Origin of the sequence: Thiothrix caldifontis, from assembly GCF_900107695.1 — a bacterium.
Taxonomy (GTDB): domain Bacteria; phylum Pseudomonadota; class Gammaproteobacteria; order Thiotrichales; family Thiotrichaceae; genus Thiothrix; species Thiothrix caldifontis.
Genome location: NZ_FNQP01000033.1, coordinates 13983 through 33496, shown reverse-complemented (window position 1 = coordinate 33496; position 19514 = coordinate 13983). Strand labels below are relative to the sequence as shown.

The window sequence follows — 19514 nt, the reverse complement described above, 5'->3', positions numbered from 1 at the left end:
ACCGGTATAACCCTGTTCCTGAAGTTCCCGGTACAGCACCGTGGCTGGAATCCAGTGCGGGCGGGCGGCCTCCATCCGTTCATGCAGGTAGGGCTTGAAGGGTTCCAGCAAAGAAGGCCGTTCGGCCCGCTGGTACTGCGGCGTCCGTGCTTGGTTACGCAGATACTGCCGCACGGTATTGCGGGATAGGTGCAACTGTCTGGCAATCGCTCGGATGCTCATACCCTGACGATGTAAAACATGGATATCCACGACTAACTCCTGAGTCAACATTGGCTTGCTCCGTTTTCCGCATCGGCTGAAAACGGCATTTTGCTGTTCAGGTGGGTCAATTTTAAATTGTCATCGGTGGATCAGTTTTACATTGCTGGTGACATGTTATCACATTAACCGCCGTATTGGTGGCTTAGAAACCGAATACCTGTACCCGCACCGACCCACTCCCGATTAACCGCCGTATTGGTGGCTTAGAAAATGATCAGTTGACCGAGGGGCGGTTTCGTCAGATTAACCGCCGTATTGGTGGCTTAGAAAAACAAAGTCTTTGACGGCTTCGGTCAGTGTGAATTAACCGCCGTATTGGTGGCTTAGAAAACACGGGCATAATGATGCAGAGACTTGATGGAATTAACCGCCGTATTGGTGGCTTAGAAACAGCTTGTCACCGGACGCGCTTCAATGATTTTATTAACCGCCGTATTGGTGGCTTAGAAAAGCATCTGATCTGGTATCGGTACGTGGGCGCAATTAACCGCCGTATTGGTGGCTTAGAAACAGAGCCGCCAGACGCGCCGATTGGCGTGTTAATTAACCGCCGTATTGGTGGCTTAGAAACGGTAACTTCTTTGCCGAATTGTAACCCAAATATTAACCGCCGTATTGGTGGCTTAGAAAAAACTGTCGATCATCACGGAGTAACCCATGTTATTAACCGCCGTATTGGTGGCTTAGAAAAGACGTAGCAGCACTGGCTGTGGGTTGCTTTGATTAACCGCCGTATTGGTGGCTTAGAAAAGCAGGCTCAGCACTGGCTTCCTTCTTTTCTTATTAACCGCCGTATTGGTGGCTTAGAAAAGACGTAGCAGCACTGGCTGTGGGTTGCTTTGATTAACCGCCGTATTGGTGGCTTAGAAAAGCAGGCTCAGCACTGGCTTCCTTCTTTTCTTATTAACCGCCGTATTGGTGGCTTAGAAAACGTGAACCCGCCATCTTACGGGCAAGGTGCGATTAACCGCCGTATTGGTGGCTTAGAAACATATCAATATCAATGCGGACTGTGCGATTGAATTAACCGCCGTATTGGTGGCTTAGAAAACCCAGTGTTACGCGCAAACGTATATCAATGGATTAACCGCCGTATTGGTGGTTTAGAAATAATAATCTAGCTGAAGAGATACATGGTAAATATTAACCGCCGTATTGGTGGCTTAGAAAAGTAAACGGATTACACCATTTAGCGGAAGTGGATTAACCGCCGTATTGGTGACATTTACGATTTGTTTAAACGGCTCCAAACATTGGTCAAGCTGCTGATACGGGTACAACATAATAATTGTATCTAATGTTACCAAACTGTTATGGATAACTGGGTTAAAGGGTGTACCACCTCTATGTCGCCAACACCAAAACCCAAACTAAGCCTTAATAAAAAACCAATTTAAAACAGTGCTTTAGATAAACTATTATGTACCACTAAAGTGGTATTTCTCGTCGTTTACCCGCCATTACCCCCACTAGAATCAGGAATTTATCAGCCTAGAATCACCTTGAAACCACTTACGGTTTTGTTACGAGGTGAATTATGGCAACGCAGCAATACAAGGCATGGTCGGTCGTCATCATGAGTACGCTGGCTTTTACGGTGTGCTTCATGATCTGGATGATGTTTGCCGTCATCGGGATTCCTATCAAGGCAACCTTGGGTTTGAACGAAACCCAGTTCGGGATTTTGATCGCAACACCGGTACTGACCGGCTCATTGATCCGCGTGCCGCTAGGGATGTGGACGGATAAATTCGGTGGGCGCATCGTGTTCACCATCCTGATGCTATCCACGGTGTTGCCGATCTGGATGATTTCGCAGGCAACCCAATTCTGGCATTTCCTCGTGACTGGCTTGTTCGTCGGCGTAGCGGGTGGTTCATTCACCGTCGGGATTGCCTATTGCGCCCGCTGGTTTCCGAAGGAACGCCAAGGCTTGGCGATGGGGATTTTCGGCGCAGGCAATACCGGCGCGGCTGTCACCAAGTTGCTTGCGCCCATTATCGTGGTCGGCTATGGCTGGACGATGGTGCCCAAAGTCTACGCCGTGTTGATGCTGGTTATGGCGATTGTGTTCTGGTTTTTCACCTTCAGCGAACCGAGCCACAAAGTGGGTAAATCGGTCACGGTGCGCGAACAGCTTGCGGTATTCAAAGACCCCAAGGTGTGGCGTTACAGCCAATATTATTCCATCGTGTTCGGCGGCTACGTCGCGCTGGCCTTGTGGATGACCAAATATTATGTCAGTGAATACGGTTTCGACCTGAAAACTGCCGCGTTTTTAGCCGCCGCGTTCAGTATTCCCGGTGGCTTGTTGCGGGCAGTCGGTGGTTATTTCTCCGATAAACTCGGCGCACACACCATGACCTGGTGGGTATTATGGGTTTCACTGGTGTGCTTGTTCTTCCTGTCTTACCCGCAAAGTGACATTACGATTCAAACCCTGAACGGGGCAAAAACCTTTCACTTCGGGCTGACCCCGACCGTTTTCACCATCATCCTGTTTACCCTCGGCGTGGTTTTCGCTGTCGGTAAAGCCTCGGTTTTCAAGTACATATCCGACGATTACCCCGACAACATTGGCGTGGTATCCGGCGTGGTGGGCTTGGCGGGTGGTTTGGGTGGTTTCCTGATGCCGATTATGTTTGGCGCATTGGTGGATCTCACCGGCATTCGCTCTTCCGCCTTCATGCTGATGTTTGGGGTGGTGTGGGTATCGCTGATGTGGATGTATTTCACCGAAGTTCGCCCGGTTCATGCCGATTTACACGCAAAGTCCCTCACCACAACCGTTTAACGCGAGGAATACCTGATGACTGATATTAAAAATTGGGACGTGGAAGACACCACGTTCTGGGAAAGCACCGGCAAGAAGATTGCCAACCGCAATTTGTGGATTTCGATCCCCAGCCTGCTGATGGGTTTCGCCATCTGGCTGATGTGGGGGATTATCACCGTACAGATGTCCAATCTGGGCTTTCCGTTTAAAACCGACGAGTTATTTACCTTGACGGCGATTGCCGGTCTGGCTGGCGCGACCCTGCGCATTCCGGCTTCTTTTTTCATTCGCATCGCGGGTGGGCGTAACACCATTTTCCTGACCACGGCATTGCTGATGATTCCGGCATTAGGCACAGGGATTGCCTTGCAGGATAAGGATACGCCGCTGCTGACATTCCAATTGCTGGCGCTGCTTTCCGGTATCGGTGGCGGTAACTTTGCCTGCTCGATGTCCAATATCAGCACGTTTTTCCCCAAGCGTTTGCAGGGTACTGCACTCGGTTTGAATGCGGGGTTGGGCAACTTTGGTGTGACTACCATGCAAATCCTCATTCCCTTGGTGATGACGATGGGTGTGTTTGGTGTGTTGGGTGGTGATTCTTTACCACTGGCAAAAGATTCCGGTTGGATTCTGGGCAAGATTACTGCCGGAACCCAAACCTGGATTCAAAACGCGGGTTTGGTGTGGCTGGTGTTCCTGATTCCTTTGGCATTTTTCGGCTTCTTTGGCATGAATAATCTGCTGCCGATTTCCCCGAACATTGGCGGCACGATTCCGGCGTTTATCAAAATCCTGTGGTTGTATGGCTTGGCGTTGGCAACTTCCGTCTTGGGTTTGTACCTCTACTTACCTGCACCCACGGGCTTAGGGGTGCTCAATATGTGGATTGCGTTGCCACTGACTATCATCCTGACCTTGGGTGTGATGAAACTGGCAGCTTTTGGTGAGATGAAAGTCAATATCAATAAGCAATTTGCGATTTTCAGCAACAAGCATACTTGGTCAATGACCGTGTTGTATGTGCTGACGTTCGGTTCATTCATCGGTTTCTCAATGGCATTGCCGTTGTCGATTAAAGTTATTTTTGGTAGCAGCCATGTGCTGGATGCAGCAACCCAAACGTGGGCGCATAACCCTAATCCCAATGCGATTCCAGTATTTGCTTACGCATGGATTGGCCCTTTCGTGGGGGCATTGATTCGCCCGGTTGGTGGTTGGATTTCTGACAAGGTGGGCGGTTCTATCGTGACGCAAGTGATTTCAGTGGTGATGGTCGCGGCTTCTGCTTACGCGGGTTACATCATGATGCAGGCTTACCAGTCCGCTACCCCGGAAATCTATTTCAATCAATTTCTGATCACCTTTGTGGTGCTGTTTGCCGCTACGGGTATCGGCAATGGCTCGACCTTCCGTACCGTTGGGGTGATCTTTGACCGCCTGCAAGCGGGGCCTGTGTTGGGTTGGACTTCAGCAGTAGCGGCCTACGGTTCGTTCATTGCCCCCGTGGTCATTGGTGACCAAATTAAAGCAGGTTCACCGGAAAACGCGATGTATGGCTTTGCGATTTTCTACGCGCTGTGCCTGATTTTGAACTGGTGGTTTTATCTGCGTAGTGGCAGCGAGATCAAGAACCCTTAAAGAACCCCTCACCCCAACCCCTCTCCCTCAAGGGGCGAGGGGCTAAGAATAGGAGCTACAAACATGGCAATTCAACAATATGACGACAATCTGCAAACCAACCCTTACGCGATTTATACCTTGGCGTTGGAAGTCGATGGCAAGCAAATCCTCACGGATCAGGAAGGCTACATCCAGAACATGGATGACTGGAGCGAAGGTTTCGTGGAAGCCCTCGCCGCACGTGAAGGCTTGGTGCTGACCGATGAGCATTGGGAAATCATCGAGTTCCTGCGCAACTACCATCAGGAACACGGCGTGCAAGCCCCGGTGCGTGACATGCTCAAGCACTTCAAACAGGCGTGGGGTGAAGAGTTCGCCACCAATCATTACCTGCATGAAATATTCCCTAAAGGCGGCCCGCAAAAGCAGGGCAATCGCTTGGCGGGTATCCGTAGAACCAAAGGGGAGCATTGATTGCCATGAGCCACTTTATTGACCGACTGAATTTTTTCAAACGCACCCAAACGCCGTTTTCCAACGGGCATGGGGCGATGACCGAGGAGAGCCGCGACTGGGAAGACGGCTACCGCAAACGCTGGCAGCACGACAAGGTGGTACGTTCCACCCACGGCGTAAACTGCACGGGTTCGTGTAGCTGGAAAATCTACGTGAAAAACGGCTTGGTGACGTGGGAAACCCAGCAAACCGATTACCCGCGTACCCGCCCGGATTTGCCGAATCATGAGCCGCGTGGCTGTCCGCGTGGCGCAAGCTATTCGTGGTATATGTACAGCGCGAATCGCCTCAAATACCCCTTGATGCGCCGCCAATTGATGGAATTGTGGCGCGGGGCAAGATCCAAAAATCCTGATCCGGTTACGGCGTGGGCATCCATCGTTGAAAATCCGGCGATGGCGCAATCCTACAAAACCCGGCGTGGTTTGGGTGGTTTCGTGCGTTCTTCGTGGGATGAAGTGAATGAGCTGATTGCGGCGGCGAACGTGTACACTGCCAAGCAATACGGCCCGGATCGCGTGATTGGTTTCTCACCGATTCCGGCGATGTCGATGGTGTCGTATGCTGCCGGAAGCCGTTACCTGTCACTGATTGGTGGCGTGTGTTTGAGCTTCTACGATTGGTATTGCGATTTGCCGCCTGCGTCACCGATGGTGTGGGGCGAGCAAACCGACGTGCCGGAATCCGCCGATTGGTACAACAGCAGCTACATCATTGCGTGGGGTTCTAACGTTCCGCAGACTCGTACTCCTGACGCGCATTTCTTCACCGAAGTGCGTTACAAAGGCACGAAAACGGTCGCGATTACGCCGGACTACGCGGAAGTTGCCAAACATGCTGACCAATGGCTGAACCCGAAACAGGGGACGGATGCGGCGTTGGCAATGGCGTTCGGACACGTCATTCTGAAAGAATTCCACGTTGATAAACCGAGTGCCTATTTCACCGATTACGTGCGCCGTTACACCGACTGGCCGAATCTGGTGTTGCTGGAAGCGCGGGACGATGGCAGTTATCAGGCGGGACGCTTTGCGCGTGCCAGTGACTTCGTGTCTGGTTTGGGCGAAGAGCAAAACCCTGATTGGAAAACGGTTGCGATTGACGATGCTACGGGTGAAATCATTTCCCCGAATGGTTCGATTGGCTACCGTTGGGATGGTAGAGGTCAGTGGAATTTGCAACAAAAAGACGGCAAAACTCACGAAGATGTTGCGCTTTCCTTGTCCTTGGTAGCGCGGCACGACACCGTAGTGGATGTTGCGCTGCCTTATTTTGGCGGTGTGCCGAGCGATTATTTCCAAGGCAATACACTGAAAGACATCCTCAAGTATAAATTGCCTGCCCGCAAAGTCACCTTGGCGGATGGGAGCGAAGGCTTGTTGGTGTCCGTGTACGACCTGAACATGGCAAATTACGGCGTGGGTTGTGGTTTGGGCGCGGATGACAGTGCTAAAGACTTTAACGATGCCAAAGCGCCGTACACTCCCGCGTGGCAGGAAGCGATTACCGGCGTACCGCGTGACAAAGTGATCCGCATTGCGCGTGAATTCGCCGATACCGCTGACAAGACCAAGGGTAAGTCGATGATTATCGTCGGCGCGGGCATGAACCACTGGTATCACATGGACATGAACTACCGTGGCTTGATCAATATGCTCGCCATGTGCGGCTGCGTCGGGCAATCAGGCGGCGGCTGGGCGCATTACGTTGGGCAGGAAAAGCTGCGTCCGCAAACCGGCTGGTTGCCGCTGGCGTTTGGGCTGGATTGGTCACGTCCGCCACGGCAAATGAATGGCACGTCGTTCTTCTACAACCATTCCAGCCAATGGCGTTACGAAAAGCTCGAAATCAAGGAAATCCTTTCCCCGCTGGCGAACAAAGCGCGTCAATCCGGCAACTTGATTGACTACAACGTGCGGGCAGAACGCATGGGCTGGTTGCCCTCCGCGCCGCAACTCAATACCAACCCGTTACGCATTGCTCAAGCTGCCAAAGACGCAGGCATGAGTCCGGCGGATTACACCGTTGCCAGCCTCAAATCCGGCAAGATCGCCTTTGCGGCGGAAGACCCCGATAACGCGCAAAACTTCCCACGTAACCTGTTCGTGTGGCGTTCCAATTTGCTGGGTTCGTCCGGCAAAGGGCATGAATACTTGCTCAAGTATTTGCTGGGGACAAAGCATGGCGTGCAAGGCAAAGACCTCGGCGAAATGGGCGGGGTGAAACCGCAAGAAGTGAAGTGGCATCAAGACGCGCCCGAAGGCAAACTCGACTTGCTGGTGACGCTCGATTTCCGCATGTCTACCACCTGCTTGTATTCCGACATCGTGCTACCGACCGCGACTTGGTATGAAAAGGACGACCTCAACACCTCCGATATGCACCCGTTTATTCACCCGCTGACCGCAGCCGTAGACCCGTCATGGGAAGCGCGGAGCGACTGGGAAATTTACAAAGGCATTGCCAAGGAATTCTCGCGGGTTTGCGTTGGGCATTTGGGGGTGGAAACCGATTTGGTGACATTGCCACTGTTGCACGATGCGCCAGCAGAATTGGGTCAAGCTTTTGGCGTGAAGGATTGGAAGAAAGGTCAATGCGACCTGATTCCGGGCAAAACCGCACCTGCGTTGATTGCGGTGGAACGCAATTACCCCGAAACCTACGCCCGCTTTACTTCCATTGGCCCGTTGATGGAAAAGCTCGGCAACGGCGGCAAAGGCATCGGCTGGAATACCGAAACCGAAATCGCCTTCCTCGGCAAGCTCAACCACCAGCACACCAGCGGCACGAATGAAGGTCGTCCGTGTCTGAACAGCGCGATTGATGCAGCGGAAATGATCCTTTCACTTGCCCCCGAAACCAACGGACAAGTGGCGGTGAAAGCGTGGGCAGCCTTGTCGAAAATCACCGGCATTGACCACACGCATCTCGCCTTGAATAAGGAAGACGAGAAAATCCGCTTCCGCGACATCGTAGCGCAACCGCGCAAAATCATTTCCAGCCCTACTTGGTCGGGTTTGGAAGATGAGCATGTGTCGTACAACGCGGGGTATACCAATGTTCACGAGCTGATTCCGTGGCGTACTTTGACAGGGCGGCAACAGTTCTACCTTGACCATGACTGGATGCGTGATTTCGGCGAAAGCATGTTGGTGTATCGCCCGCCGATTAACACCAAAACCATTAAGCCGATGCTCAACCAAAAGTCCAACGGCAACCCCGAACTGGCATTGAACTGGATTACCCCGCATCAGAAATGGGGCATCCATTCCACCTACACCGACAACTTGCTGATGCTCACGCTGTCACGCGGTGGCCCCATTGTGTGGATGAGTGAGGACGATGCTAAAAAACTGGGCATTGTCGATAACGACTGGATCGACCTGTTCAATGCCAACGGTGCAATTGCAGCGCGGGCAGTGGTCAGCCAGCGCGTCATGCCGGGGATGGTAATGATGTACCACGCGCAAGAACGCATTGTGAACGTACCCGGTTCTGCCATTACTGGCGAACGCGGCGGCATTCACAACTCCGTCACCCGCGTTTGCCCGAAACCCACCCACATGATCGGCGGTTACGCGCAACAAGCTTACGGCTTCAACTACTACGGCACGGTCGGCTCTAACCGCGATGAATTCGTCATTGTGCGCAAGATGACCAATGTCGATTGGCTGGACGGCGAAGGTAATGACACCATTCAGGAGGCAGTAAAATGAAAATCCGTTCCCAAGTCGGCATGGTGCTGAATTTAGACAAGTGCATCGGCTGCCATACCTGCTCGATTACTTGCAAAAACGTTTGGACTTCACGCGAAGGCATGGAGTATGCGTGGTTCAATAACGTCGAAACCAAACCCGGTATTGGTTATCCCAAAGATTGGGAGGATCAAGACAAGTGGAAAGGCGGCTGGTTACGCCGCGCCGATGGCAAAATTGAGCCGCGTATCGGCGGGCGGTTTCGGGTATTGGCGAATATCTTTGCCAACCCCGATTTACCGGCAATTGACGACTATTACGAGCCATTCGATTTCGATTACCAACACTTGCACAACGCACCCGATAGCAAGCATCAGCCGGTGGCACGTCCGCGCTCGCTGATTTCTGGGCAGCGCATGGACAAAATCGAATGGGGGCCAAACTGGGAAGAAATCCTCGGCACGGAATTTTCCAAACGCCGCAAGGATAAAAATTTCGACCAGATTCAGGCGGACATTTACGGTGAGTTTGAAAACACCTTTATGTTTACCCTGCCACGTTTGTGCGAACACTGCTTGAATCCGGCGTGTGTTGCGTCTTGCCCCAGCGGTGCGATTTACAAGCGTGACGAAGACGGCATTGTGTTGATCGACCAAGACAAATGCCGTGGCTGGCGCATGTGCGTGAGTGGCTGCCCTTACAAGAAGATTTACTACAACTGGAAGTCCGGTAAATCCGAGAAATGCATTTTCTGCTATCCGCGCATTGAAGCGGGGATGCCGACGGTGTGTTCTGAAACCTGTGTGGGTCGCATCCGTTACCTTGGCGTATTGCTGTATGACGCCGATCAGATTGAAGCCGCCGCCAGCACCCCGAACGAAAAGGATTTGTACCAAAAGCAGTTGGAAGTATTCCTCGACCCATTCGACCCGAAAGTGATTGAGCAGGCGAAGAAAGACGGCATTCCTGACAATGTGCTGAAAGCCGCGCAAGAATCCCCCGTGTGGAAGCTGGCGATGGATTGGAAGCTGGCACTGCCGTTGCACCCTGAATACCGTACCTTGCCAATGGTGTGGTATGTGCCGCCGCTTTCCCCGATTCAATCGGCGGCGGATGCGGGCAAGATCGGCTACGACGGCGTATTGCCGGACGTGGACAGTTTGCGGATTCCGGTACGCTACTTGGCAAACTTGCTGACGGCGGGCGATGAAGAGCCAGTGAAATTGGCACTCAAACGCTTGATGGCGATGCGCCAATACAAGCGGGCAGAAACGGTGGAAGGCATCCACGATACCCGTGCTTTGGAACAAGTCGGTTTGTCTGAAGCGCAAGCCAAGGAAATGTACCGTTATCTGGCGATTGCCAATTACGAAGACCGTTACGTCATCCCCACCAGTCATCGTGAACTGGCACGCGAAGCCTTCCCCGAACGCGGCGGCTGCGGTTTCAGCTTCGGCGACGGCTGCGGCACTAGCACGGGGAATAACGAGGTCAACCTGTTCGGCGGGCGCAAGCAAACCGTTACGATGGTGCAGAAAATCGACTTCGTGAAGCAGGAGGTCAAGCCATGATTAAGATTTTTGCCGTACTGGCACGCTTAATGGATTACCCCACGGCGGAACTGATCGAATCCCGCAGTGCTTTGATTGACGTGGTGCGTGAAGAAACCCGTTTGCCGGTGAGCTTGCGTGATTCCCTGACCGCTTTCATCCAGCAACTGGGTACGGGCGATTTGCTGGATGCGCAGGAAGATTACGTGTCGCTGTTTGATCGCGGGCGTTCGCTGTCCTTGCTGCTGTTTGAACACGTTCACGGCGAATCGCGGGATCGTGGGCAGGCAATGGTGGATTTGCTCCAGCAATACCGGGACGCAGGGCTGGAGTTGAGTGTCAAGGAATTGCCGGATTACATCCCCTTGTATCTGGAATACCTCGCCACCCGCAGCGAAGCCGAAGCGGCGCAAGGCTTGGGAGATGTTCACCCCATCCTCGCGCTGTTATCGGCACGCTTGCAGGAGCGCGGCAGTAATTACCACCTGTTGTTTGATGCGTTGCTGGCGATGATTGGCATCCAGCCGAACATGGGGGAATTGCGCGGTAAAGTGGCAACTGAACCCCGCGATGACACCGCCGCTGCGATGGATAAGGTCTGGGAAGAGGAAATGGTCGCCTTTGTGGAAGACAAAGGCGCGTCGTGCCGACCCACCCAATCCACCAACCAAACCCACACGCTGCATTTTCGGGAGAACTGATATGTCTTACTTTGATTCACTTTTCTTTGGGCTGTACCCCTACGTAGCGGGGGCGGTGTTTTTGATCGGTAGCTGGCTGCGATACGACCAAGCGCAATATACCTGGCGGGCAGGTTCTAGCCAGATGTTGAGCAACAGCGGAATGCGCGTGGCAAGCAATTTGTTCCATGTGGGCATTTTGGTGATTTTCTTCGGGCATTTGGTCGGTTTGCTGACCCCGCATTGGTTGTATGAACCGTTTATGTCTCCGGGCACGAAGCAAGTGCTGGCGATTCTCATTGGTGGTATTGCAGGGGCGGCTTGCTGGTATGGCGCGTTCTTGCTGTTCATGCGTCGTAAGAATGATCCACGGGTACGCGCTACCGGTTCGACGATGGACTTGGTGGTGATTGGTATTTTGCTGGTGCAAGTGACACTGGGTTTGCTGACCATCATTCCGACCTTAGGGCATTTGGATGGCAGCAATATGCTGAAACTGGCGGAGTGGGCGCAATCCGTTGTGTTCTTTAAAGGCGGTGCGGCGGCGCATCTGGCGGATGTGGGCTTTATCTTTAAGCTGCATATTTTCCTCGGTCTGACCATTTTCCTGCTGTTCCCGTTTACGCGTTTGGTGCATATCTGGAGCGTGCCGGTGCAATACGTGAATCGTCAGTATCAGATCGTGCGGGCGCGGGGTTAAGCTATGAATAGCATTCAAGTCGGCAATGACACCATCACCGCTGAAGCGATTGCCCGCGAGTTGCAATATCACCCCGCCGAACAGATGGACGACGCTTGGCAAGCCGCTGCTACCAGCTTGGTGGTGAAAACCTTGCTGGAGCAACGTGCCAATGCGTTGGGCATTGAGGCGGCAACCGAAGAGGAGCGTACCGCCTTGTTGTTGGAGCAGGAATTGCAAGTGCCTGAACCGACAGAGGAGCAATGCCAGCATTACTTCCACAGCAATCGGGGGCGTTTCCATACACCGGTATTGCTGGCGGTAAGCCATATCCTGTTGCCCGCAGCACCAGAGGATGTGCAGCAACGTGACCAGCAGCGCATTCTGGCGACCCAGTTATTGCGGCAATTGCAGGTTGACCCCGATAGCTTTGTGGCACTGGCGCAGCAGTATTCGGCTTGCCCATCGTCGGGGCAGGGCGGCAGTCTGGGGCAATTGTCGAAAGGGCAAACCGTGGTGGAATTTGAGCGGCAGGTGTGGCGCTTGCCTGTTGGACTGAGCACCCAGCCGGTGGAAACGCGCTTCGGTTTTCATCTGGTGCGGGTGGATCAGCGGGTGGAAGGTGAGCCGTTGGAATATGAACTTGTGGTAACGCGCATCCGCCAGTATTTGCATGAGCAAGTGACGCGCAAAGCATTGAGCCAGTATGTGCAAATCTTGGGTGGCGATGTTTTTGAGACCCTCCGAAACCGGTCGGAAGTAAGCCACTGACCGGGGGTACGGGCGGTAGCAATATCGCCCGTTTTTTTCTTCATGAGGTGGTGTATGGGTAATGGATTGATTGACCCGTTTGGGCGTGAAATTAGCTACTTGCGGGTATCGGTGACGGATCGCTGTGACCTGCGGTGTTTTTACTGTATGCCCGAACACTTCAACGATTATACCGTGCCGGATCATTGGCTGAGTTTTGATGAAATTGAGCGGGTCACGGCAGCGTTTGCCGCCTTGGGTGTGAGCCGGTTGCGCTTGACGGGGGGTGAACCTTTGGTACGCAAGGGCTTGCCCGAACTGGCAACGCGGCTGGCAGCATTACCCGGCATCACCGATTTATCCTTAAGTACCAATGCCAATCGTCTCGCGCAGGAGGCGGTGGCACTCAAACAGGCAAGTGTTTCCCGTCTCAATATTAGTCTCGATAGCCTGCAACCCAAACGTTTCCAACTGATTACCAAAGGCAAGCTGGATAAAGTCATGGCTGGCTTGATGGCAGCCAAAGCCGCCGGGTTTGCCCCCATCAAAATCAATATGGTGGTGATGAAGGGCATTAACGACGACGAAGTGTTGGATATGGTGGAATTCTGTCTGGAACACCGCTTTACCCTGCGTTTTATCGAAACCATGCCGATGGGCGAAACGGGGCGCAATGCCCGCGATTCGTATTACCTGAGCCTGCAAACGGTTAAGGCACGGCTGGCGGAACACTACAATTTGTTGCCGTCGATTATGGAAGGCGGTGGCCCGGCACAGTATTACACCATCGGCGCTACGGGGTTGAAGATTGGGTTTATTACGCCGATTTCGCAGCACTTTTGTGCGACCTGTAACCGCGTGCGGCTGGGTGTGGGTGGCACGTTGTACTTGTGTTTGGGGCAGGAACACAGCGTGGCATTGTGTCCATTATTGCGGGCGGGAATCAGTGATGTGGCGTTGCAAAGCGTGATCCGCAAGGCGTTGTGGCTGAAACCACTGGAGCATACCTTCAACCAGATGCAAACGCAGGTGTTGCGGTTTATGTCGATGACGGGGGGTAAATAGTCTCACTTTGCAAATCTTGCGCGTTCCATGGCCTGTAGCTGAATGCGTAAGTTATCCGCTGTACCGTAATGCTGTTCCCAACAAGTTAACCATTGCGCCACACTGAGATTTTCCGCCCAACCGTGGGCAGTAGCACACTCACGCATCGCTTTTTGTACCCTGTGTGGGGAATCTGGCATTTGTAGTGCCTGTAAAATACGGCGTTTACTGCGCCATTGCTGCCCGTATTTGTCTGCCAGCTTTACGCCAAACCATAGGCTTGCCAACAATGCCAGCAGACTAAACACGCCCATTACACCACGCCAAATCCAACCCAATACCCACGGGCGTGGTGGCGTGTATTGCCTGTGTTCCAAACGTGCCGTTTCAGGGGCAAACCAATGCCATTGCAAGGTGGGCAAATCCAGCCGTCCGCTGCTTTGCGGCTTGAAGGGGATGTGGTATTCGAGTCGGTATTGCCCGCCGTCACTGGCAGGTTTGTCAACTTTCGCAGGGAATAATTCCACTCCGCTGCTGCGCATTTGTTTGAGAATTGGCGGGAATTGTGCCGTGTTTACTGCGTCGCTGTGCAAACGGATGTGCCAATAGGCCATATGCCCCGGTTGCAATATGCCACTAGGTTCGATGTGGGAGTCGATTTGCACATTACCGACGGGGATGGTCGGCGGCAAATACGGGGGCAGGGCTTGCACCTCCAACTTTTGCACGGGCGGTTGCCATTGCGCGGCATCGCGTCCGTTGAGGTTGTAGCGGATGATAGGAAGCTGAAGGGTTTGCTTGCCGGGGGTATGGGCAGACAATTGCCAAGTCAGGCGCAGGATACGTTTGCCATCAGTACCCGCTTCATTGGTGGCAGGCAGGGCTTGCACATCGACACCTTCAATGCGCGGCAAGCTGGTTTCGAGGGTGGCGAAGCGGTCGGTGGATTGCACTGCTACGGTCAACGTGGTGCGTTCGCGCTGCCAGACTTGCACGTCTTCGAGCTGGATTGTCCAATGCAAATCAGCTACCACGGCAGGACTCCCGGTAATTCATTCGGTTTGGTTTGTGGGGTGGGGTAGCCTTCTTCGACCTCAAACAGACGTTTCCATAAAGCGGCGGGGTCGTCATCGAATTGTTGCAAGGCAATGCGAGCGTCGTCGAGCGATTGTTGGCTTTTGCGCCAAGTTTGCGGGTCGGTTGCGCCCATTTCTGCTAATCGTGCCATGCCTTTGTCGATCAGTTTGTCGAAGTCTGGGGGTAAATCGGGCGGTGGGGCGTTTACCGGTGCGTCTTTGCCTTCGCCTAGGGTGAGGGTGCTGGCTTGATCCCAGTCGAGGGCGTTGGTGTTGCGTTCGCGGCGTGCGCCAGTACTTGCGTTGTCGGCAGCAGTGCGTTGTCCGGCTGCGCGGTGGCGTTCGAGTTCGGCTTGTACCTTGGCGGCAAGGTCGAGGTTTTGCTGGGTAGCTGAGTATTCAGGGCGATAGGTTAGGGCATCGCGGAAGACTTGCGCTGCGGCAGCGTAATCGCCTTGTTGGAAGTAGCTGTTGCCGAGGTTGTGTAGGGCGCGGGCGCGTTCGGTATCGTTGCGGGCGGCGAACACGGCGGCGGTGAAGTGTTGGGTGGCAGTGTCGTAGTGTTCGGCACGGTAGGCTTCGATGCCGTTGGTTAAATCGACTTCATCAGCGTGTGAATACGTCGGCAGCAGTAACACCATGAGCAGTAACTTAGTTTTCATCATGCCGCCTCCACACTGCCAACCATACGCACACTATTCCCAGCAATAATGTCCATACATACAATTCTTGCCACTGTTGCGCATCGCTGGCGGTGGCTGGAAAGGCTTGCGCAATGCCGTTGGTGTACAGCGTTTTCCAGTCGCTGGCATCGTCTTTCACCGCACTGTACGCACCGCCCGCTTGTGCTGTCAGGCTTTGTAGCAAGGTACTGTCGAGGCGCGAACGCACCGCTTGTCCGTTATGTTCCAACCATTTGCCGCCGGGGAGTGGGATGGCTTCGCCATCTTCTGTGCCGACACCAAGGCTGTACAACGGAATACCCGCCGCTTTTAGGGCTTGCGCACGGGTTTGCAAAGCGGTGTGCTGCTCGGCGGGAATATCGCCATCGGTAATCCATAGCGCCGCAGCGGGCAATTTTTGTTCACGAGCCGCGAGTTCTTGCTGGGCGAATTCGAGTGCGGCGGCTTGGTCAGTGCCGTGTGTCGGCAACACCAGCGATTCCAGATGTTGCAGGTAAAAGCGCACGGCGTTGGCATCGTTAGTCAGCGGCGCGAATAGGTGCGGGCGTGCGCCATACACCACGATCCCGATGCGGCTACCTTGGGCAAGGCTGAGGAATTCGTGCAATTCCAGCGCGGCGCGTTGCAGGCGGTTGGGGGCAAGGTCGGTGGCTTGCATGGAGCGCGAAATGTCCAGCACCACCTGCACGTCGAATTGGGCGGGGCGCAGGTCATCGGGTTGGGTTTGCGGAATGCGCGGCCCTGCAAGGCTGATGGCGAATAGTATCCATGCGGTAGCCCACAGCGTTTGCGGTGACAGCAGTGTGCGCCACCCGTGTTGGCTGGTGGTCACTTGTACCCACGGCAATAAATGTGGGGCGGCGTAGGTTTGCGCTTGGCGGTGTTGCTGGAAATAGCTCCATGCGGCAAGGAGTAGCGGGAACAGTGCCAGCAACAGCCATAATGATTCGCGCCAGTGTAAGGTTTGCCACAGCGTCATGCGTTTGCCCACCGTTGCCAGAGTTGCCAAAGCATCAGCGGCAATAAGCCTGCGAGTAGTAGCCAGTGGTAAAGCGGTTGCTGTTGGTAACGCGGGGTTTGTTCCGCTGCGTTTTGGTGTTGGCGGGTAATGTCAGCGAGGGCTTGTTCCACCGCTTGCGCATCACCGGCTTGGTAGGTTTTTGCGCCGGTACGTGCTGAGAGTGTTTGTAACAGGGCGAGGTTGACGGGGTGGTAGGCTAATCCGCCGGTGTCGCCTTCCATCGTGGCGGCGGTTGAGCCAATCGCTATGCTGTACAGCGGAATCTTGCTTTCAGCGGCGAGTGCGGCGGCAGCTTCGGGGTCGACGCGCCCGATGGATTCGTCGGCATCGGTGAATAGTACGAAAATGGGTTTGCGCTGCGGTTGTTTGCCTGCTTCCTTGAGCGCGAGAGTAATGGCATCGCCGACGGCACTGACGCGCCCTGCCAGTGTTGGGGTGAGGCGTTGCAGTTGGCGTTGCACCAGCGTGGGGTCGCGGGTCAACGGCACGAGCAGGTAGGGGTTTTCGGCGAACACGATCATGCCGAGGCGTTCGCCTTGCAAGCGGTTGGCAAAATCGTGCAATAGGGTTTTGAGTACGTCCATGCGGCTGCGCGGTTGTCCGTCGAGGTTGTAATCGGTGAGGGTCATGCTGATGGATACGTCTACCAGTAGCAGGATGTCGCGTTCGGGCGGCAAGTCGGGGAGTTTTGCGCCGCGTTGTACGGGTTGGGCGATGGCGAGGGTTAGGCAGAGCCACAGCCATGTGAAGAGGGCGTGTTGGAGGTGGCGTTGCCATGTGGGGATTTTGGTGGCTGGTAACAGGTGTGCCAGCGGGTGAAGAAAGATCCCGCTTCCCGTGTTCCCTTCGGCCTCGCTCAGGGAACGCTGTGTCCGTTGGCTGAGCGAAGTCGAAGCCAACCATAACACCACAGGTATTAAAGCCAGATACGGAGTGAGCCAGTCGATGTTCATCGGGCTTGCTCCAGCAGGGTACGGACTTCGCGTTTGAGGGCTGCGAAGGTTTCAGACGTACAAGGCGTTGGAGCGAAGCGGGCGTGGTCGAGTGCTGCGGGGGAAGTAAGCCCTGCTTCGCGCACAATAGTCGCCAGTTGTGACAGGTTCGCAGGATCATCGGGTAGCATTGCCAGCTTGCGCAAAGCCTTCGTAATAGGACGCTGGCGTTTGCGCCAATACCCCCAAAAGCCTGCCAACAACAGGATGACCACGACTGCTGCCAGCCACCATAGGATGATCGGCAATGGTTCAGGAGGCAGTTCGAGATCGTGCAGTGTGGTGTTCATGTCCCCACCCCATGCGGTAATGGCACTGCCAATTCTGGCGCATCCACTTCTGCCAGCAGTTGGGTGCAATGGCAACCCCAGCCGCGTAGACGTTGCGCTTGCCCGTCATGCAACGCCGCCGCTTGCTGGCGAAACTGTTCACGCAACGCGGGGTCAGCCAGATTGACGCAGTGGGTAATGCCATCCAGCCCTTGCAGGTGCAAACGTCCGGCAGCGGGTAATTCGCATTCGGCAGTGTCCAGTACTTGCACCGTGAACAGCGGGTGATGCTGGCGAAGTTGCAGGATATGTGCTTCACAAGCCGCGTCCAGATCGGTGAAATCGCTGAGTAGATAGACGTGTGTGCCACGCACTAATTGCGCATTGATAATCGGTAAAATGCTTGCCAAAGCGGGTTCATCCGTCGGCAGTAATGGTGGGCAAGTTGCCGCGCACTGGCGCACAAACTCCCATACAGCATGGGTATCGGTGGAGGTGGGAAACCAGTGCGGTTGCGCTTCCAAGATTACGCCGGACACAGCCCAGCCTTGTTGTGTCGCTGCGAACGCGACGAGTGCAGCAACACGGGCGGCTTGCGCGGCTTTGAGGCGTACTTTTGTGCCGAAACGCATGGCACTGCGCCGATCCAACACGATGAAAACAGCGGGGCGGCGTTCTTCGCGGAATTGTTTGACGTGTGGTTTGCCAGTGCGGGCGGTAACGCTCCAGTGCATAAAGCGCGGTTCGTCGCCGGGTTGGTAGGGGCGGCTTTCGGCGTAATCCAGCCCTGCCCCGCGATAGCGTGAAGCTACGTCACCGGCTTGGCGTTGTTCCAGCAGGTTTTGCAGGGAACTGTCAGCGGTTGCACTGCGGGCGCGTTGGTAGAGTGCTTGCAGTTCGGTTTCGGTAAGGAGTGGGGGAAATGTCAGTTTCACGGAATCGCCACGCCCGCCAGCACCTTGTGCACCACCGCATTCGCATCCACGCCCGCCGCCCGTGCCGCATACCCCAGCACCAAGCGATGGCGCAATACATCCGGCGCAATGTCGATAATGTCATCCGGCACAACATACTCACGCCCACGCAAATACGCCAAGGCACTGCTGGCTCGCAGCAACGCAATCGACGCACGCGGCGATGCTCCCACCTGCAAATACTCTGCCCACGCCGCATCAAACTGCCCCAAATCGCGGGTAGCCCCAACCAGCGCAACAATATACCGCTCCAGTTCCGGTGCAACGTGGACTTCGGCAACTTCGCGTCGAGCTTGTAGGACTTGCTGCGGGTGCAAGGGCGAATGCAGCACGGGTTTATCCGCGCCGTAATGCCGTGCCCGGTCACGTTGCAAGATCAGTAATTCGTCGGCAGGCGTGGGGTATTGCAGCACCACATGCAGCAAAAAGCGGTCGAGTTGCGCTTCGGGCAAGGGGTACGTGCCGCTTTGTTCCAGCGGGTTTTGCGTTGCCATCACGATGAAGAGTTCGGGCAAGGGGCGGGTCACGCCGCCGACGGTGATCTGGTGTTCCTGCATGGCTTCGAGCAGCGCGGATTGCACTTTGGGCGGAGCGCGGTTGATCTCATCCGCCAACACGATTTCGTGGAATAACGGCCCTGCGATAAAGCGGAATGTGCCGTGTTGCGGCTCGAAAATATCCGTTCCGGTCAAATCCCCCGGCATCAAATCCGGTGTGAATTGGATGCGCTGGAAACTGGCGTGGACTCCGCTGGCAAGCGTGGTGACAGCGGTGGTTTTTGCCAGACCGGGCAGGCTTTCCAGCAGGATATGCCCGCCCGTGAGCAGCGCAATCATTAGGCGGTCGAGTAAGGCGGATTGCCCGACGATCACCTGTTCGAGATGGGAGCGCAGTTGCAGGAATTCGGTTTGGGTTTGCACGG

Annotated in this window: 17 protein-coding genes and 1 CRISPR repeat array; of the genes, 9 read left to right on the top strand and 8 right to left on the bottom strand. The window is 54.7% G+C overall.

Going from position 1 to position 19514, the window contains the following annotated elements:
- Positions 1-273, bottom strand: a 273-nt coding sequence (locus BLV87_RS17220; protein ID WP_139282221.1) for a helix-turn-helix domain-containing protein, incomplete at its 3' end; no start/stop codon positions are given.
- Between the two features lie 112 nt (positions 274-385).
- A CRISPR array of direct repeats spans positions 386-1434; the repeat unit is 28 nt; unit sequence ATTAACCGCCGTATTGGTGGCTTAGAAA.
- A gap of 367 nt (positions 1435-1801) precedes the next feature.
- On the opposite strand from BLV87_RS17220, the gene BLV87_RS17215 reads away from it, so the two are divergent.
- The 9 genes from BLV87_RS17215 to moaA all read left to right on the top strand — a co-directional run bounded on the left by BLV87_RS17215 (position 1802) and on the right by moaA (position 13598).
- Entirely contained in the window at positions 1802-3058 is a 1257-nt protein-coding gene (locus tag BLV87_RS17215) for an MFS transporter (protein WP_093070683.1), read from the top strand.
- Positions 3059-3073: 15 nt separating this feature from the next.
- On the top strand, positions 3074-4681 hold the full coding sequence (locus BLV87_RS17210) for an MFS transporter (RefSeq protein ID WP_175518038.1): 1608 nt from the start codon (positions 3074-3076) through the stop codon (positions 4679-4681).
- Between the two features lie 63 nt (positions 4682-4744).
- Positions 4745-5137: a TusE/DsrC/DsvC family sulfur relay protein gene (locus BLV87_RS17205; protein ID WP_175518036.1), complete on the top strand. Its 393-nt coding sequence runs from the start codon at positions 4745-4747 to the stop codon at positions 5135-5137.
- A 5-nt stretch (positions 5138-5142) separates the two neighbouring features.
- Positions 5143-8895: a nitrate reductase subunit alpha gene (locus BLV87_RS17200; RefSeq protein ID WP_093070680.1), complete on the top strand. Its 3753-nt coding sequence runs from the start codon at positions 5143-5145 to the stop codon at positions 8893-8895.
- On the top strand, positions 8892-10445 hold the full coding sequence (narH, locus tag BLV87_RS17195) for a nitrate reductase subunit beta (protein WP_093070679.1): 1554 nt from the start codon (positions 8892-8894) through the stop codon (positions 10443-10445). Before BLV87_RS17200 ends, narH begins: the two co-directional genes overlap by 4 nt.
- Positions 10442-11125 carry a nitrate reductase molybdenum cofactor assembly chaperone gene (gene narJ, locus BLV87_RS17190; RefSeq protein WP_093070677.1) on the top strand — a complete coding sequence of 228 codons (684 nt, stop codon included), beginning with the start codon at positions 10442-10444 and terminating at the stop codon, positions 11123-11125. Before narH ends, narJ begins: the two co-directional genes overlap by 4 nt.
- Position 11126: 1 nt before the next feature.
- The gene (narI, locus tag BLV87_RS17185; protein ID WP_093070675.1) at positions 11127-11804 is read left to right on the top strand and encodes a respiratory nitrate reductase subunit gamma; all 678 of its coding nucleotides are present in this window, start codon (positions 11127-11129) and stop codon (positions 11802-11804) included.
- 3 nt (positions 11805-11807) lie between these two features.
- On the top strand, positions 11808-12554 hold the full coding sequence (locus tag BLV87_RS17180) for a peptidylprolyl isomerase (protein WP_093070674.1): 747 nt from the start codon (positions 11808-11810) through the stop codon (positions 12552-12554).
- Positions 12555-12608: 54 nt separating this feature from the next.
- Complete coding sequence (moaA, locus tag BLV87_RS17175; RefSeq protein WP_093070672.1) at positions 12609-13598, top strand: GTP 3',8-cyclase MoaA; 990 nt, start codon at positions 12609-12611, stop codon at positions 13596-13598.
- Between the two features lie 2 nt (positions 13599-13600).
- Here moaA and BLV87_RS17170 read toward each other — a convergent pair whose 3' ends face one another.
- From BLV87_RS17170 to BLV87_RS17140, 7 genes are read right to left on the bottom strand one after another with little or no spacing between them, the layout of a single operon-like run.
- The gene (locus BLV87_RS17170; protein ID WP_175518034.1) at positions 13601-14611 is read right to left on the bottom strand and encodes a BatD family protein; all 1011 of its coding nucleotides are present in this window, start codon (positions 14609-14611) and stop codon (positions 13601-13603) included.
- Positions 14605-15318: a tetratricopeptide repeat protein gene (locus BLV87_RS17165; protein ID WP_093070669.1), complete on the bottom strand. Its 714-nt coding sequence runs from the start codon at positions 15316-15318 to the stop codon at positions 14605-14607. The genes BLV87_RS17170 and BLV87_RS17165 overlap by 7 nt, the downstream gene beginning before the upstream one ends.
- Positions 15305-16345: a vWA domain-containing protein gene (locus BLV87_RS17160; RefSeq protein WP_139282220.1), complete on the bottom strand. Its 1041-nt coding sequence runs from the start codon at positions 16343-16345 to the stop codon at positions 15305-15307. Before BLV87_RS17160 ends, BLV87_RS17165 begins: the two co-directional genes overlap by 14 nt.
- Positions 16312-17310, bottom strand: coding sequence for a VWA domain-containing protein (locus BLV87_RS17155; RefSeq protein ID WP_093070666.1), 999 nt, complete (start codon positions 17308-17310; stop codon positions 16312-16314). The genes BLV87_RS17160 and BLV87_RS17155 overlap by 34 nt, the downstream gene beginning before the upstream one ends.
- Positions 17307-17639, bottom strand: a complete 333-nt coding sequence (locus BLV87_RS17150; RefSeq protein ID WP_093070664.1) for a DUF4381 family protein — start codon at positions 17637-17639, stop codon at positions 17307-17309. The genes BLV87_RS17155 and BLV87_RS17150 overlap by 4 nt, the downstream gene beginning before the upstream one ends.
- Positions 17636-18553 carry a DUF58 domain-containing protein gene (locus tag BLV87_RS17145; RefSeq protein WP_175518032.1) on the bottom strand — a complete coding sequence of 306 codons (918 nt, stop codon included), beginning with the start codon at positions 18551-18553 and terminating at the stop codon, positions 17636-17638. Before BLV87_RS17145 ends, BLV87_RS17150 begins: the two co-directional genes overlap by 4 nt.
- Positions 18550-19512 (bottom strand): AAA family ATPase, encoded by a 963-nt coding sequence (locus tag BLV87_RS17140; protein ID WP_245707066.1) that lies wholly within the window; start codon positions 19510-19512, stop codon positions 18550-18552. The genes BLV87_RS17145 and BLV87_RS17140 overlap by 4 nt, the downstream gene beginning before the upstream one ends.
- Between the last annotated feature and the right edge of the window lie 2 nt (positions 19513-19514).